Here is a 16,969-nt window from a genome sequence, read left to right on the forward strand (position 1 = left end):
ATGACTGGCGGATTGTTAAAATATTGCTTAACCTCTAACAAGCTCATATCAATGCTTCCAAGTAACTATTTGTTTTGTCAGTGTTTACATAAAACTGACTTTGCAACATAACCAAAGTGAGATATTGTGCCAAAAAACTGACACTCTGCTGTCAGTCGTTTTTTGTATTTGATGTTCAGTGGTAACAACAACATTCAAAATGATTTTATAAAGAGGAAATGCAATATGTCAGGTGAATCAATGGGCATCGAAGCTCCATTAGTCGATGGTTTAGCGCAAGCCAATACTTGGCTGACCAATAATTCAGATCTTTTGATACAATACGGCGTCAATATTATTTCCGCTATTCTGATCCTATTTATCGGTAACATTGTTGTTAAAGCTGTCGCTGGAAGTGTTGCCAAGGCTCTGAAAAAGAAAGACATGGACAAAGCAGTTGTTGAGTTTGTTCATGGTCTAGTCCGTTATACGCTATTTGTAGTGGTATTAATTGCCGCTTTAGGTCGCATTGGTGTGCAAACCGCTTCTGTTGTGGCCATTATCGGTGCGGCTGGATTGGCGGTTGGTTTAGCGCTACAAGGCTCCCTATCAAACTTTGCTGCGGGCGTTTTGATTGTGGCATTCCGCCCATTCAAATCCGGTGATTACGTGGAAGTTAGTGGTACTGCTGGATCGGTTGAATCGATTCAAATTTTTTCAACAGTACTGCGCACGCCTGACAATAAAATGGTGATTGTGCCTAATGGTTCGATCATCAGTGGCCCAATTGTTAACTATTCACGCCATGACACTCGTCGCATTGATTTGGTGATTGGTGTTTCTTATAAGTCCAATCTGCAAAAAACCAAGGAAGTGCTGGCTAAAGTAGTCGCGGCAGAGCCTCGTTTGTTGAAAGATCCTGCACCGACTATCGGTGTAATGGCCTTGGCCGATTCTTCAGTCAATTTTGTGGTTCGCCCTTGGGTGAAAACGGCAGAGTATTGGGCTGTTTATTTTGATTTGTTACAAGCCATCAAAGAAGAGTTAGATAAAGAAGGTATTGAGATCCCATTCCCACAAATGGATGTTCATCTGAATAAAATGAATTAATTCATTTTCAATCAAGTGAAAAGGGCATGAAATGATTATTCAGTTCATGCCCTTTCTTTTTGTTGGTTATACACTTACACCAGATATTGAATTGCCAGCCCTTTTGCAAGGATAAAGGCGATGCTAAACATCATAGCAGCCACGGCCATGTCTATTCCTTTCTTCACGTTAGGCTTTGAGAGCGTCGGCCCCAGTTTCGCAGCACCAATTGATAAAGAATAAAACCATACAAAAGAGGCCATCATGGTTCCTAGAGCAAACGCGATGCGATCATGGCCTTCAAACTGACCACCAATCGATCCCAAAATCACAACCGTATCTAAGTATAAATGTGGGTTAAGCACAGTAACGGCTAACGCGCCCAAGATAACCGTTCGTTTACCACGTGCGATCACTTCGCCATCCGATTCATTAGTGCTTGTTGAAGTGAAGGCACTCCTTAAAGAAATAAATCCATAAAATGAGAGAAAAGCAACACCGCCTAAGGTAACCGAGGTCAGTAAGATTTCGTTACTTGAGAGTAGGGCACCGCCACCAAATATACCCAGAGAAATAAAAATCACATCCAGTAGACTACAGATGGTCGCCGTCGTTAAGTGGTGATTGCGCTTAATTCCTTGGTTTAGCACATAGGCATTTTGTGCACCAATAGGAATAATCATCGTTGCACCTAATCCAAAACCTTGTAGCAAAATCCACACATTCACAGCTCACCTCATCGTAATAATTCAATACAGTGAGCGCACAATAGCGAGAGTATAAAAATAAGTATAATTAATGATTTTAATATTATATTAGTAATACTAATAATCATAAAAAGGAGCCTTGGATGAGAGGGCTAGATTACAAATGGATTGAGGCATTAGATGCGGTACTGCAACAAGGAAGCTTTGAACGAGCCGCTGAAAATCTCTATATTTCACAATCGGCTATTTCTCAAAGAATCAAGCAATTAGAGAGATTTATCGCCCAACCGGTCCTGATTCGAGAGCAGCCACCAAGGCCAACGCTGGTGGGAAAAAAATTGCTAGGGCTGTATCGTAGGGTGTGTTTGCTTGAAAATGAACTGGTGCCTGAATTGATGAATGAGGAGAATACGCGGCCCGTTTCAATAGCTATTGCCACTAATGCGGACAGTTTGGCCACTTGGTTACTTCCTGCGTTATCGAATACGATGAAAACGCGGCAAGTTGAGTTGAACCTGACGGTTTTCGGTGAGTCACGTACGATCGAAAAAATTAAAAATGGCGAAGTAGCTGGCGCAATAAGCTTAGAATCGCAAGCCATTCCTGGTTGTCATGCTGACTACTTAGGCCGAATGGACTATGTGTGTGTTGCCAGCCCGGAGTTTTATCAGCGTTATTTCTCTCAAGGTGTGAACTTTCATACTTTAAAAAAAGCACCAGCGGTATCGTATGATCAGTATGATGATCTGCATAAAAAATATTTGCATGATCACTTCAATGTGCCAAGAGATGCCGTCATAAACCATACCGTGGGTAGTTCAGAAGCTTTTGTTAAATTAGCCCTATCCGGTGCGGCGTATTGTTTGATCCCCCGCTTACAGATAGCACAAGAGCTCGAAATAGGCACGCTTACCGACATTACACCAGGGTTCATTTTAACCAACCGTATTTATTGGCATCATTGGCAGTTAGAAACGGGAATATTACAGGAAATTTCTCAGGCCATCGTTCAATATGCTCACCAAGTGTTGCCGCAATGACAAAAGTTCAACGTCAAAGTTGTGTCATTTCATAAGCTATTAACTGTGCTTATATAGAGTATCGCCTATGATGTATTCACCCATTTGAGTAAGGTAACTCCCATGAAATTAATGACAAGTGTAACGCTATTATCTGGATTGCTCAGTTTTGGTTCTATGGCGCAGGAAATCAATTTTCCTCATCTTTCAACGACAGGTTATGGTGAAGTCGTTGCGGCACCTGATATGGCTGAGTTTTCAGTTAAAGTGGTTGAATCAACGCTGACGGCGGAGCAGGCAAAAAGAGCGGTCGACAAAGTGGTAGAAGCATTTGTGGCGCGTTTGAAAGAATCCGGTGTGACTTCCCAACAAATATCGAGTTCAAATCTCTACCTTGCCCCTCAATATCACTACCCTAAGTCCGGCAAGCCTGAGTTAGTGGGTTATCAAGCAACAAGAAGTGTCACGGTTGAGGTTGAAGATTTAAGCCAGCTTAATCAATACCTTGATGTAGCGCTCGGTGAGGGCATTAACCAAGTCGACAATATTCAACTTAAAGTTCGGAATCAAGATCAATACCAGCAACAAGCTCGGCTAGCGGCGATTCAAGATGCGAATACCAAAGCACTATCATTGGCGGAAGGATTTAAGTTGAAATTAGGTGATGTGTGGCAGATAGACTACAACTCGCCCAGCGTGCAGCCGATTATGATGCGTGCTATGGCAATGGATGCAAAATCTGAATCTAATAGTTACCAAGACTCGACGCTTATTATTCGCGATAGGGTGGACGTAGTCTATCAATTAAACAACTAAGCCCTTACCTAAGCTACTGATTGATTGGTTAATTTAAAATGGATAAAAACGAGCCTTTACTTCCATAAATTGATTGTATTATTAATCGGTAGCTTTTTGTTTTGTCTATTTTTTAAGATGCTATAATCCGCTCATCACTATTTAGGGTTAATATTTAGACAAGTCATGAGATACACAAAAATAATCAGCATCCTTCTCATCATTTGTTTCTTATTCAGCGCAATAGTGACTGGGTATTACTATCAGCGCTACCAAGAAGTGAAAGACAACGCAACGCAAAACACGGTAGCGGAGGCGTTTGATCAACTCAATGAAAGTGAGCGACAGTATCGGGGGTTGAAAGCTCAGGTCGGTTCCATTATTGATTTGCTTAGTCGAAGCCAAAGTTTGTATGAATTTATTTTTTCTCCTTCAGAGATAAACCAGCAGCATCTTGAAAATATATGGTCTTCTGTTGCTGAAAAGCAGACATGGTATAGTTCGATTACACTTTTGGATTTATCTGGGCATGAGCGACTTCGTATTGATTATTCTGCGGACAACCATTTAGCCTCTAGTGCAAAAAATCTTCAAGACCTGTCACATCATGGTTATGTTGCCTTTGCAGAAAACCTGTCAGAGGGAGAAGTGGGGGTTTGGGGCATTGCATTGGCTAGTGCTCGAAGTGCTGCGGCTATACAGCCGATGCTATGTGTGATTACGCCAGTTACCGTATTAGGGGAGCGAAAAGGCTATTTAGTCCTCAATGTTGATATTTGGTCACAATCTTCGCGTTTAAATCATGTCCGTGATCCACAATTAACTCCTGAACTGATCGGCGATTCAGGTTTCTATTGGTCTTCCAACGATAAAACCAAATTATTTGGAGACTTATTACCGTCCAATCAATACGAGAATCTTGCACTTCTGCTACCGAAAACTTGGCAGCAGATGCAGACAACTCCTTCTGGCTATGTATTCGAAAATGGCAAGGTTACGGTTTATAAAACCCTTAAATTTGCTTCATTGAAACCTGTTTTTTTGATGATTCAACTCACCGATGAGTAATTAGATCATCGAGCGAAGCGTGACGTCAACGATTTAATCAAAGAAGCTTTTTTTGTCTTCTTCGTTATACTCATTTTTGCGCTTCCCATGGTTTCTATGGCGTTGCATTACCATCATCGAAGTATTGAAAGCAAACTGGCAAGAGCGGCCTTGAATGGTATGTCTGCAGTGATGATCTCAGACAGAAAGCACAAAGTGATGATGGTTAATGGCGAATTTGAAAAGATTACAGGTTTGACTATTGACGAGATAAAAGGTAGTAACGCATTAAAGTTACTGCTCAGTCCAAATGGTATGGAGTTTATGCTCGAGGTGCTTGAAGAGGTATCGCAGCAACATTTCTGGGAAGGTGAAGTAGAAATGGTCAATACACAAGGTGAGACTCTAACCGCCATCATGAGAATTCAAGCGATTAAAGAGGCGACTAAAGTCAGTTATTACATCACCTCTTTAGTCGATATTACTCAGTACAAAGTCTTAGAAAACCGATTGCGAGAATTGAGTGAAAAAGATGCGTTAACTCAGCTATGGAATCGGCGTAAATTTGAAGCAGAATTGCAGCATCATACGCACATCATTCAACGTTATCCCGAAAGCCATCATGTTTGTCTCGTCTTAATTGATATTGATTACTTTAAACGAGTGAATGATGAACAAGGACATGATGAAGGTGATCGCGTCATTATTAAAGTTGGTGAAATTTTGAGCCAAACATTGCGTACCACGGATTTTCTGGCACGTATTGGCGGTGAAGAGTTTGCGATTATTATGCCGCATACTTCTGTAGAAGAAGCCGAGACTGTCCTAGACCGATTACGAGTAGCGGTAGAGCAAAGCCTCACCGTGACTATCAGCGCTGGCTTTACTGACTTAACCGCAGATGGTAAACGCTCGTATAAATGCGCTGACATTGCTTTATATGAGGCGAAAACCTTAGGGCGAAATCGAATTTCACTGTGCAAAAGCAGTGATGATCTTGCTTAAGGCATACCACAAAGAGTGATGGGTTTGGCAAGTAAAGCGTAAATAGCGAAAATAAAAAATCGGGGCAAGCCCCGATTTTTTCTGCTTTTTATTCGACGTTCGATTATAGAACGTGAACAGAAGCTGTGTTGGTTGTACCTGAGGCAACAAGTGCACCAGAAACCATCACTACGATGTCACCCTTCTTGCCTAGACCAGAAGCCAGTGCAATCTCTTTACCATTGATGTAGAACGCATCAGTGCTGTCGATAGTATCAACAACAACCGGTGTTACACCTTTAGTCAGAACAAGTTGAGCCGCCGTTTTCTTGTTAGTGGTTACAGCAATGATGTTCGCAGTTGGGAAGTACTTACGCACTGAACGAGCTGATTTACCCGCTTCAGTTGCGACCACGATAAGTGGAGCCGCCAATTTCTCAGCAGTATCTACTGCACCTTTACATACGGCTTCAGTAATGCGTAGGCGTGGGCTGTCTAAACGAGAACCCAACTCAGCTTGTAGAACGCGGTCTGTACGAGCACAGATTTGCGCCATGATAGTGACCGCTTCAACAGGGTATTTACCTTTTGCTGTTTCGCCAGAAAGCATCACTGCATCTGTACCATCCATTACCGCGTTGGCTACGTCGCCAGCTTCTGCGCGAGTTGGACGTGGGTTCTTGATCATTGAATCAAGCATTTGAGTTGCTGTGATAACCACTTTACGTGCGCGGTTACATTTTTCGATCATCATCTTCTGTGCAAAGATAACTTCTTCAGCAGGGATCTCAACACCTAGGTCGCCACGAGCAACCATGATACCGTCAGAAAGCTCAAGAATTTCGTCGAAGTTATCAACGCCTTCTTGGTTTTCAATTTTAGAGATGATTTGGATATCTGCGCCACCGTTTGCTGTTAGCAGTTCGCGGATTTCACGTACGTCGTCAGCTTTACGAATGAAAGAAGCAGCAACAAAATCAACGCCTTGCTCACAACCAAATTTAAGGTCTGCTTTATCTTTTTCAGAAAGAGCTGGAAGGTTCACTGAAACGTTAGGAAGGTTAACACCTTTGTTTTCACCTAGCGCGCCGTTGTTCAGCACTTTACATTTCACTTCAGTTTCTGTGGTTGCAATCACTTCCATTTCAATCAGGCCGTCATCAACCAAAATTTTGTTACCTACAGTAAGGTCTTTAGCAAAACCTAAGTAAGTCACGGCAACTTTATCTTTGTTACCTACAACGGTTGCATCAGTAGTGAAAGTGAAATCCTGGCCAGCCACGAGATCAACGTCATCACCATTTTCTAGTTTGATGGTACGGATTTCAGGACCTTTAGTGTCTAAAAGGATCGCAAGCTGTTTACCAGTGTTTTCCATTACTTTACGGAAGTTCGCAATACGAGTGCCGTGTTCTACGAAGTCACCGTGAGAGAAGTTCAAACGCATAACGTTCATGCCAGCATTCACTAGCTCAGTAAGCTTCTCTACAGATTCAGTTTTAGGGCCAATCGTACATACGATTTTGGTCTTTTTCATGGAAGGTTCTCTCCGGTAAATATGATTACAATTTGAAGTTGGTTGAGTGTTCTAGCGTCATCACAAGCGGCAATTTTTCTTATCTATTACCCAACAATATTGATGTGATTTTGTGACATTAGAGCTGAAAGTCTTTCAACAGTTTAGTCATTTTATGACCAAGCATTGTCGATTTTATAGCGTTATTTTGCCACTTATTGAGTTTAAATCGGTTAAGTTGCAAAAGAATAACAGTCAATTCTGTAATTTTTTTTCTTTTCGGCGCGAATTCTACCACCTAATGAGTTCAATATCACTGCCTAAGAATTGTCTTAGGACAAGGTTTTAGCGTGAATTATTAATTTTTTAGATCGAAATAAATAGACAATAAAGTTTCGATTCGATTAATATTGCTTTCGATTCGTAATCTTGAAGAAAAATATAAATGTCGAAACGAAATACACAACTGAGAAGACATACCATCGCTAACCTTGTGAATGAACAGGGTGAGGTCAGTGTTGATGCACTCTCTGCTCAGTTTGAAACCTCAGAGGTGACGATTAGAAAGGATTTGGCCTCTTTAGAGAAAAACGGTCAACTCTTACGCCGTTACGGTGGTGCGATTGCACTGCCTAAAGAGGTGGTCAATGATGAGTTTAATCCTAAAGTTTCGAATCGAAAGATAAAGCTGGCTAAGGCGGCGGCTAAGTTAATTCGAGACCACAATCGCATCGTTATTGACTGTGGTAGTACTACGGCAGCATTAATTCAGCAACTGAATGATAAACGCGGTTTGGTTGTGATGACCAACTCATTGCACGTAGCGAATGCCCTTAATGAACTAGAAAGTGAACCGACACTATTAATGACGGGCGGTACTTGGGATACCCATTCCGAGTCCTTTCAGGGCAAAGTGGCTGAATCGGTACTGCGTTCTTACGATTTTGACCAACTGTTTATTGGCGCTGACGGTATTGATCTTGAACGTGGCACCACCACCTTCAATGAACTGATTGGCCTGAGCAAAGTGATGGCCGAAGTCTCACGAGAAGTGATCGTGATGATCGAATCAGACAAAGTTGGCCGAAAAATTCCCAACCTTGAGCTCGCTTGGGAGCATATCGACGTGTTAGTGACCGATAACGATCTAACCGTTCAAGATGCCGCATTGATTGAATCGCACCAAGTGCGAGTGATCCGAGCCTAATTAACCCCTATTCAACCATTCCTAAATAAAGGCCTTCGCTTGCGGCTTTAGGGATGAAGCATAAATCTAAAATGGAGTAAAAACCTTATGTGTGGAATCGTCGGTGCAGTAGCACAACGAGATGTGGCTGAAATTTTAGTGGAAGGACTACGCCGTTTGGAATACCGCGGTTATGATTCAGCCGGTGTTGCTGTGGTGGATAGTGCGAGTCAATTAACGCGCGTTCGTCGTTTAGGCAAAGTGCAAGAGCTAGCCGATGCAGTCGAAAAGCAACATGTTGCCGGAGGCACAGGCATTGCGCACACACGCTGGGCGACACACGGTGAACCTTCCGAAATTAATGCTCACCCACACATGTCGGGCGATATTGCGGTTGTGCATAACGGCATTATCGAAAACCATGAAACGCTACGTGATGTTCTGCGTGAACGCGGCTACCTTTTTGAATCGCAAACCGATACTGAAGTGATTGCTCACCTTGTTGAGTGGGAACTGCGCACGGCCAGTTCACTGCTTGAAGCGGTGCAAAAAACGGTTAAACAACTCGAGGGTGCTTACGGTACTGTGGTGCTTGATCGCAAAGATCCAAGCCGTGTTGTGGTTGCTCGCTCTGGTAGCCCGATCGTGATCGGTTTTGGTGTCGGTGAGAATTTCTTAGCTTCAGACCAATTAGCTTTGCTGAATGTTACACGCCGCTTTATGTATCTTGAAGAGGGTGATGTCGCGGAAGTTACGCGCCGCGATGTGACGGTTTTTGCTGCAAACGGCGAACAGGTGACGCGTGAAATTAGCGAATCTAACGCAGAGCACGACGCTGGCGATAAAGGTAAATATCGTCATTTCATGCAAAAAGAGATCTTTGAACAGCCAACGGCATTGATTAACACCATGGAAGGCCGTATCACCAAAGACAGCGTAGTGACAGAAAGCATTGGCGTGAACGCTGCCGAAATTCTTAGCCAAGTGGAACATGTACAAATCGTCGCTTGCGGAACGTCGTACAACGCAGGCATGACAGCGCGTTATTGGTTTGAAGCATTGGCAGGCGTGAGTTGCGATGTGGAAATTGCCTCTGAATTCCGCTATCGAAAATTTGTCACTCGTCCAAATAGCTTGCTGATCACGCTTTCTCAATCCGGTGAAACGGCAGATACCTTAGCCGCTTTGCGCTTGGCGAAAGAAAAAGGCTACATGGCCGCGATGACTATTTGTAACGTGGCGGGTTCTTCACTGGTTCGTGAATCTGATTTCGCATTCATGACTCGCGCCGGAACAGAAATTGGTGTGGCGTCAACCAAAGCCTTCACTACTCAGCTTGCAACCTTGCTAATGTTAGTGACCGCTCTTGGTAAACAAAAGCAGTGCATTAATAAAGAAAAAGAGGCGGAAATTGTTGAAGCTCTGCATGCACTGCCTGCACAAATTAATGCCGCCCTTGCCTATGAAAAGCAGATTGAAGCACTGGCTGAAGATTTCGCAGATAAACACCACACTCTATTCCTAGGTCGTGGTGAGTTTTATCCTATCGCGCTTGAAGCGTCATTAAAGCTGAAGGAAATCTCTTACATTCATGCTGAAGCATACGCGGCGGGAGAATTAAAGCACGGCCCATTAGCGCTGATTGATGCTGATATGCCCGTTGTTGTGGTTGCACCAAATAACGAGCTGTTAGAGAAGCTAAAATCGAACATTGAAGAAGTGCGTGCTCGTGGCGGTTTGCTGTATGTGTTTGCCGATCAAGACGCAGGCTTTGCGGCTGATGAAACAATGAAAATCATCACCATGCCACACGTGAGTGAAATTACCGCGCCGATCTACTACACCATTCCAATGCAGCTTCTTTCTTACTATGTTGCTTTAATCAAAGGTACGGATGTCGATCAACCTCGTAACTTGGCCAAAGCCGTAACGGTTGAGTGATACAAGGTGGTTAGAGCACATATTGTCGGAGCATATTAAAGTTTAATTAATCACAATAAAGTCTGATCGCTTACCATCAAGTTTGAATAAAAGTGATCTGTTAACTTTTTTGTATTAATAGAAAGGATTAATTTTTTAAAATAGTGATAATTGTTATGTAATCAAGTATTTTAAATAATGGTTAATCATCTTTAAAACTCTATATTCTGATCAAACATTATTGTTGGAAGACACTAATGTTTGATCAGTTACAGTAAAGTCTGTTTATTTACTTTACTGCTTAAAGAGGTTGAATCATTATTCGACTGTAATCGACAGCTAGTGAAATGGAAACGCGCCTCTTGAGGTGCATATTGATGGCCAACCTCATTAATTAGAACAGTATTTTCTCGCCCTGATTGGCGTACCCTCCGCCGACAATCAACACTTTCAACCCCAGTTAGAATTGGCATATAACAGACTAAGCGTAGAGCATTAGAGAGCGATTAAGGCTGAGGAAGCCACGTTACTGTCACCACTCGTCCATATAGATAACCACACCGCCAATACCTTGCATATAAACAACTGATAAGACCGAAATTGAGCTTGAGAGATTACAATCCCTAGCTTGGTGATGCCTTGGCCAGAAGTTAAGGCGATGAATAAAATGCCGACCTTGAGGATGCCGTCTTGGGGGCTAGTCGTTAAATCGCTCAATCTGTGGGGAGTGGCTGATTGTTCAATGATTTGCTCAACAATACCGCACTTCCGAGCTAATGATGTCTGTGCTTTCGGAATAATCTTACAACCATAGATAATAAAATAATCGTATTATCCCCTCGTCTTATCTCCCTTAATTTTAATTCGATTAATCTATCTTAATGAAAATGAAAAAATATTTAATTTTAATCAGCGCATTAGGTGCACCTAATGCGCTCAACTTGTGGCGCAGAAGGCAGGCTGCAGATGACCAAACTGCCGAAGGAGGATCTCAAAATTTCAGAATTGAAATTACCATCCCCAACTTTCAGCTTCAACTTCAAGAGTAGGTCGTATTATGACTAAATTTTTTAAAGGTTTATTTGCGCTAATAGTATTACCTCTATTGATGCTGTTGACAGGCTGTAATTCAGACGATGTGTCTTCTGAACCAACAGTGAAATTAGAACGCATAGATATTACAGCGTCACCATTAACAACGCGAGGAGTGAGTCAACTGACGCTTGCGGTAGGTAATAAGCAGCCTTTCGAGGTCGTTGGTAACTACTCTGATGGCTCGTCTCGCATATTAACGGATTCAAATGCGGTTGATTGGCATGCAAGCGACTTGGATGTGGTTCTTTTTGATGCACCGGGCATCATTACTGGTAATGCGCCTGGTGTGGTGACCGTGCATGCCTCTAGTGGCGACATTGCCAGTAACGAGGTGACGGTTAACGTGAGCTCAGCGGAGATCACCGAGATTACAGTCACGCCTTCGCCAGTGAAGGTCGCGAAAGGTCAAACTCAGCAGTTGACTGCGATGGCGATGTACAGTGATGGTACTTCCTCTGAAGTGACGAATTCTGTTACGTGGACACTAATGGATACCGACACGGCAATGGTGACCGATAGTGGTCAGATCTCCGGGGTTGAAGAGAACAGTACAACCCTCACTGCCACGAAGGCCGGTGTGACCAGTAACGAGGTGACGGTCAATGTGAGCTCAGCGGAGATCACTGAGATTACCGTGACCCCTTCACAGGTCAATATTGCGAAAGGTCAGACTCAGCAGTTAACGGCCATTGCGACGTACAGTGATGGTACTTCATCTTCTGTCACCAACTCAGTGATGTGGACGCCAGCCGATGCCAATACAGCAACAGTGACGTCAACAGGTTTGATCACTGGTGTTGGCGTGGGTTCTACGACGATGGCAGTTACCAAAGATGGCATTACCAGTAACACGGTGAATGTCACCGTCTCCTCGGCTGTGATTACTGCGATTCAAGTGACGCCTTCACAGGTCAATGTTGCGAAAGGTCAGACTGAACAGTTAACGGCCATTGCGACGTACAGTGATACGACTTCCTCTGACATCTCTAGCTCAGTGACGTGGACACCAGTCGATACCAATACCGCCACGGTGACGTTGGATGGTTTGCTTACTGGTGTCGAAGTGGGCTCTACAACGGTAACCGCCACCAAAGATGGAATTGTCAGCAATGCGGTCAATGTCACTGTCTCCTCGGCTGTGATTACTGCGATTCAAGTGACGCCTTCACAGGTCAATGTTGCGAAAGGTCAGACTGAACAGTTAACGGCCATTGCGACGTACAGTGATACGACTTCCTCTGACATCTCTAGCTCAGTGACATGGACACCAGCTGATACCAACACCGCCACGGTGACGTTGGATGGTTTGCTTACTGGTGTCGAAGTGGGCTCTACAACGGTAACCGCCACCAAAGATGGCATTGTCAGCAATGCGGTCAATATCACTGTCTCCTCGGCTGTGATTACTGCGATTCAAGTGACGCCTTCACAGGTCAATGTTGCGAAAGGTCAGACTGAACAGTTAACGGCCATTGCGACGTACAGTGATACGACTTCCTCTGACATATCTAGCTTAGTGACGTGGACACCAGCCGATACCAATATCGCCACGGTGACGTTGGATGGTTTGCTTACTGGTGTCGAAGTGGGCTCTACAACGGTAACCGCCACCAAAGATGGCATTGCCAGTAATGCGGTGAATGTCACTGTCTCTTCGGCTGTGATTACTGCGATTCAAGTGACGCCTTCACAGGTCAATGTTGCGAAAGGTCAAACTCAGCAGTTAACGGCCATTGCGACGTACAGTGATACGACTTCCTCTGACATCTCTAGCTCAGTGACATGGACACCAGCCGATACCAACACCGCCACGGTGACGTTGGATGGTTTGCTTACTGGTGTCGAAGTGGGCTCTACAACGGTAACCGCCACCAAAGATGGCATCGCCAGCAATGCGGTCAATGCCACTGTTTCTTCGGCTGTGATTACTGCGATTCAAGTGACGCCTTCACAGGTCAATGTTGCGAAAGGTCAGACTGAACAGTTAACGGCCATTGCGACGTACAGTGATACGACTTCCTCTGACATCTCTAGCTCAGTGACATGGACACCAGCCGATACCAACACAACAACGGTAACGTCAACAGGTTTGATCACTGGTGTTGGCGTGGGTTCTACGAGCATGACAGTTACCAAGGACGGCATTACCAGTAACACGGTGAATGTCACCGTCTCCTCGGCTGTGATTACTGCGATTCAAGTGACGCCTTCACAGGTCAATGTTGCGAAAGGTCAAACTCAGCAGTTAACGGCCATTGCGACGTACAGTGATACGACTTCCTCTGACATCTCTAGCTTAGTGACGTGGACGTCAGGCGATACCAATACCGCCACGGTGACGTTGGATGGTTTGCTTACTGGTGTCGAACTGGGCTCTACAACGGTAACCGCCACCAAGGATGGCATTGCCAGCAATGCGGTCAATGTCACTGTCTCCTCGGCTGTGATTACTGCGATTCAAGTGACCCCTTCTCCTGTCAGTGTGGCGAAAGGTCAGACTGAACAGTTAACGGCCATTGCGACGTACAGTGATACGACTTCCTCTGACATCTCTAGCTCAGTGACGTGGACACCAGCCGATACCAATACAATAACGGTGACCTCAACAGGTTTGATCACTGGTGTTGAAGTGGGCTCTACAACCGTAACAGCCACCAAGAATGGTATCAGTAACTCGGTGAATGTCACTGTCTCTTCGGCTGTGATTACTGCGATTCAAGTGACGCCTACTACGGTCAATGTGGCGAAAGGTCTAAACGGACAGTTAACCGCCACGGCGACGTACAGTGATGGCACTTCATCTTCTGTCACCAAGTCAGTGACGTGGATGTCAGTCGATACCAATACCGCTACGGTGACGTTGGATGGTTTGCTTACTGGTGTCGAAGTGGGCTCTACAACGGTAACCGCCATCGAGGATGGCATTGCCAGTAACCAAGTGAATGTGAATGTGTGTGCTGACTTAGCTGGTGTATGTATTGATATCTTCGATATAGGTAGCGGGACATTATTTACCAACTCACCATCAGTGGCTTACTTAAATAGTATTGGTGGAAGTACAATAGCAAATGATGTCACTACTGAAACCGGAATTGATGGTCCAATAGGTGATTTCTACCGATTCAAATGGGATAATGCAAACGCACTGTGTGAGATCTACAATGCTCAGAATCTCGGAGGGCGAACTAACTGGCGCTTAGCAGAAAGTGATGAGTTGCTTAACGAACTGTACGTTGGATTCGGTAACATGTTTAACGCGCGCAGTTGGCCGACCGACTACTGGTACTGGTCGAAGACAACTGATCTTTCTAATCCTGTTAACCATGACACGCTGCTCCTTAGCGATGGTATTCCCGTCTCCGCCTCTCCAACCGCCATTCTCTACGTATCCTGCGTCTCAAATCCTTAGCATTTAGGGTTTAACGTTTTAATTTTTATGCGCCAGAGTAATGACTGGCGCTTTTTTTACCCGAAGAGTTTGTCAATAAAGCGGCTCAACCTTTTCAAGGGTTAGGCGCGTGATGGGTGAGGTATTCGTATGCTTCTTTGGTGCCCATGTAGCGGCTTAAGCTGCGCACCGGAACGTTGCGTAAATCGACCACAATCAAGCCATCTAACGAATCATTAAAATCAGGGTCTACGTTAAAACTGACTAACTTGCCATTTAAACCGAGGTATTGACGCAGTAGCACTGGTACGCTCTTCCCTTCATCCAACCGAGCAATCACTTTTGAAAGCAGCTGTAAATCAGCCAATGCACTCAGCAAACTGGCATTCCAAGGGGCTTGTTGCTTGGGGAGTGGGTTACTTGCCTCTACCAAATGGGCGTGTTGGTTATTGTAGTAGTGCTGCGTCATTGTGTCGGCTAATAAACGGCGCGCACTTTCACTGTAATCATTGCTGATACTTACGGGTCCAAATAGGTGCGTATAGTGCGGGTTTCGGTGCACATAGGTTGCGATTCCCTTCCAAAGCAGCAATAGCGGAGCCATACTTTTTTGATACTCGATGTCGACGACTGAACGCCCCATTTCAATTGCATTACCTATGGTATTGAGAAAGCGGTGGTCATACTGAAACAGCGTTCGTGAGTACAAACCTGCAATACCGCTTATCGGCACAATACGGTCGACTAAGCCTAAACGGTAAGCTCCGACCAATTTCTGTGCTTCGCGATCCCAAATGAATAGATGCAGATAGTTGCGATCGTATTGATCGATATCGAGCTCGGTGCCAGTGCCTTCACCTACTAGCCTGAAATTGTGCTCTCGCACTCGTCCTATTTCGTGCAGTAACGAGGGGATGTTTTCTGCGCTGGTACAATACACATCGAATTCGTTATGCCTTAATAGATGATCAGAAAAAGAAAGCTGCTCAATATCGTGTAACAAAGCGCTTAGGGGGAGCCGCTGTGCAATGGGTTGTAACGGCTCATCATTGGTTTTATTGCGCTTGGTTGGGTTGATGTGACTTAAAAGGTAGGTGTTGAGCCTTAAATAGCTGACCAGCGTCTCATCACACAGATGTTGGATTTCTTTATGATTGATCGCATCGCCAATGGCGATTTCGATACGCTGATGCTTTTTATTGAGCAGTTCACGGCCCAACATTAACGTTCTTAGTAGCGGGTGGATTTTTCCAGCCATGTAAAAGCGTTTCGAATTTTGCCCGTTGATGAACACTGGTAACGCCGTCGCTTGATGCTTTTGTATCAGTCGGCTGACTGAACGGCTCCACTGTTTGTCTTCCAGTTTCTGCGTTTTACTATCAACCAGTTGTGACACTTCGCCCGCAGGAAACATCAATAGTAGCCCTCCTTGAGCAAGGTGTTTATTGGCGGCTCTCAAGGCTTGCATATTCGCTTTTTGCGCGGCTTTGTCTTCAAAAACATCCACACCAATGAACAGCGAATCTAACTCTGGTACGGTTTTTAAATAGTGATTGGCTAATATCTGCACGTCTGAGCGAATTGAAAGCAGCATCTCAGCCAGAATAACGCCTTCCACACAACCAAGTGGGTGATTTGCAACAACGACTGTCGCGCCTTGAGTGGGAACTTGAGCTAATGATCCTTTCACCACTTGGTAGTCAATACCCAATACCTCTAACGTAAAACGCAAAAATGTTGCGGTATCGCAATGGGGTGGGCGTTGTGCATAAAACTTATCTAAACGAGTTAGGCCTGTCGCCCACTCAGTGAAGTGTTCGCCTAGTCCAAACGGCGTTTTTCTCGGTAATTTAAAAGGGCTTATCGTGAGCATAGCAACCTCGCATTTTATGCTTTGTGCTTATGCTAGAGAGGGAAGATGACAATCTGGCTGCGATTAAGTGAGTAATTGATGGCTCTTTTTTTACAGTTTAATGAAATCCGTCTCAAACTGGAGATAAATTAGAATCTTGGATGCAACAATGATTTTTTAGTAAAACTAAATAATTTATTGCTCACAAAATGAAGCAAATTTGTGTTGATGCGACATTTTTGGTGTTAGCTTGTAATGGCTGTAAAAAATATAAAAATGTCAATTGAACCTTTGTTTTGCTGATCTGGAATAGACGGGAGCTTCGTGCTCCCGTTGCTGTTTTTAGCGCGAGGTTGCTTATTTCTTTTCTTCTTTATTTTGCCTTGCTGCCA

9 protein-coding genes and 1 pseudogene are annotated in these 16,969 nt (G+C 44.3%); 7 read left to right on the top strand and 3 right to left on the bottom strand.

Annotation, left to right across the window (positions count from 1 at the left end):
• The first annotated feature begins 162 nt into the window (after positions 1-162).
• Positions 163-1,089, top strand: a complete 927-nt coding sequence (gene mscS / locus AACV12_RS16965; RefSeq protein WP_170901032.1) for a small-conductance mechanosensitive channel MscS — start codon at positions 163-165, stop codon at positions 1,087-1,089.
• A gap of 74 nt (positions 1,090-1,163) precedes the next feature.
• Here mscS and AACV12_RS16970 read toward each other — a convergent pair whose 3' ends face one another.
• Positions 1,164-1,796, bottom strand: coding sequence for a LysE/ArgO family amino acid transporter (locus tag AACV12_RS16970; protein ID WP_017047512.1), 633 nt, complete (start codon positions 1,794-1,796; stop codon positions 1,164-1,166).
• A gap of 122 nt (positions 1,797-1,918) precedes the next feature.
• On the opposite strand from AACV12_RS16970, the gene AACV12_RS16975 reads away from it, so the two are divergent.
• The 3 genes and pseudogenes from AACV12_RS16975 (at position 1,919) to AACV12_RS16985 (ending at position 5,641) form a co-directional block, all read left to right on the top strand.
• Positions 1,919-2,815 (top strand): LysR family transcriptional regulator ArgP, encoded by an 897-nt coding sequence (locus tag AACV12_RS16975; RefSeq protein WP_094134260.1) that lies wholly within the window; start codon positions 1,919-1,921, stop codon positions 2,813-2,815.
• Positions 2,816-2,917: 102 nt separating this feature from the next.
• On the top strand, positions 2,918-3,610 hold the full coding sequence (locus AACV12_RS16980) for an oxidative stress defense protein (RefSeq protein WP_170901033.1): 693 nt from the start codon (positions 2,918-2,920) through the stop codon (positions 3,608-3,610).
• Between the two features lie 165 nt (positions 3,611-3,775).
• A pseudogene (locus AACV12_RS16985) lies at positions 3,776-5,641 on the top strand (diguanylate cyclase).
• 103 nt (positions 5,642-5,744) lie between these two features.
• Here the strand turns inward: AACV12_RS16985 and pykF are convergent.
• Complete coding sequence (gene pykF / locus AACV12_RS16990) at positions 5,745-7,157, bottom strand: pyruvate kinase PykF (protein ID WP_026027602.1); 1,413 nt, start codon at positions 7,155-7,157, stop codon at positions 5,745-5,747.
• Between the two features lie 424 nt (positions 7,158-7,581).
• On the opposite strand from pykF, the gene AACV12_RS16995 reads away from it, so the two are divergent.
• From AACV12_RS16995 to AACV12_RS17005, 3 genes are all read left to right on the top strand, one after another.
• The gene (locus tag AACV12_RS16995; RefSeq protein WP_013857797.1) at positions 7,582-8,343 is read left to right on the top strand and encodes a DeoR/GlpR family DNA-binding transcription regulator; all 762 of its coding nucleotides are present in this window, start codon (positions 7,582-7,584) and stop codon (positions 8,341-8,343) included.
• An 87-nt stretch (positions 8,344-8,430) separates the two neighbouring features.
• A complete protein-coding gene (gene glmS / locus AACV12_RS17000) occupies positions 8,431-10,263 on the top strand; it encodes a glutamine--fructose-6-phosphate transaminase (isomerizing) (protein ID WP_017045440.1) in 1,833 nt (610 codons plus the stop codon).
• Between the two features lie 1,036 nt (positions 10,264-11,299).
• Positions 11,300-14,746, top strand: a complete 3,447-nt coding sequence (locus AACV12_RS17005; RefSeq protein WP_170901035.1) for an Ig-like domain-containing protein — start codon at positions 11,300-11,302, stop codon at positions 14,744-14,746.
• A 94-nt stretch (positions 14,747-14,840) separates the two neighbouring features.
• On the opposite strand, the gene AACV12_RS17010 is transcribed toward AACV12_RS17005, so the two are convergent.
• The gene (locus AACV12_RS17010) at positions 14,841-16,598 is read right to left on the bottom strand and encodes a lysophospholipid acyltransferase family protein (RefSeq protein WP_170901038.1); all 1,758 of its coding nucleotides are present in this window, start codon (positions 16,596-16,598) and stop codon (positions 14,841-14,843) included.
• Positions 16,599-16,969 lie beyond the last annotated feature (371 nt).

The organism is Vibrio sp. 2-2(8) (genome assembly GCF_963888495.1).
Taxonomy (GTDB): Bacteria; Pseudomonadota; Gammaproteobacteria; order Enterobacterales; family Vibrionaceae; genus Vibrio; species Vibrio anguillarum.

What these genes read in the sequence shown, in the direction of transcription:
- glmS (WP_017045440.1), top strand. Translation starts at nt 8,431, where the DNA reads ATGTGTGGAATCGTCGGTGCAGTAGCACAACGAGATGTGGCTGAAATT.
- pykF (WP_026027602.1), bottom strand. Translation starts at nt 7,157, where the DNA reads ATGAAAAAGACCAAAATCGTATGTACGATTGGCCCTAAAACTGAATCT.
- AACV12_RS16980 (WP_170901033.1), top strand. Translation starts at nt 2,918, where the DNA reads ATGAAATTAATGACAAGTGTAACGCTATTATCTGGATTGCTCAGTTTT.
- AACV12_RS17005 (WP_170901035.1), top strand. Translation starts at nt 11,300, where the DNA reads ATGACTAAATTTTTTAAAGGTTTATTTGCGCTAATAGTATTACCTCTA.
- AACV12_RS17010 (WP_170901038.1), bottom strand. Translation starts at nt 16,598, where the DNA reads ATGCTCACGATAAGCCCTTTTAAATTACCGAGAAAAACGCCGTTTGGA.
- AACV12_RS16995 (WP_013857797.1), top strand. Translation starts at nt 7,582, where the DNA reads ATGTCGAAACGAAATACACAACTGAGAAGACATACCATCGCTAACCTT.
- AACV12_RS16975 (WP_094134260.1), top strand. Translation starts at nt 1,919, where the DNA reads ATGAGAGGGCTAGATTACAAATGGATTGAGGCATTAGATGCGGTACTG.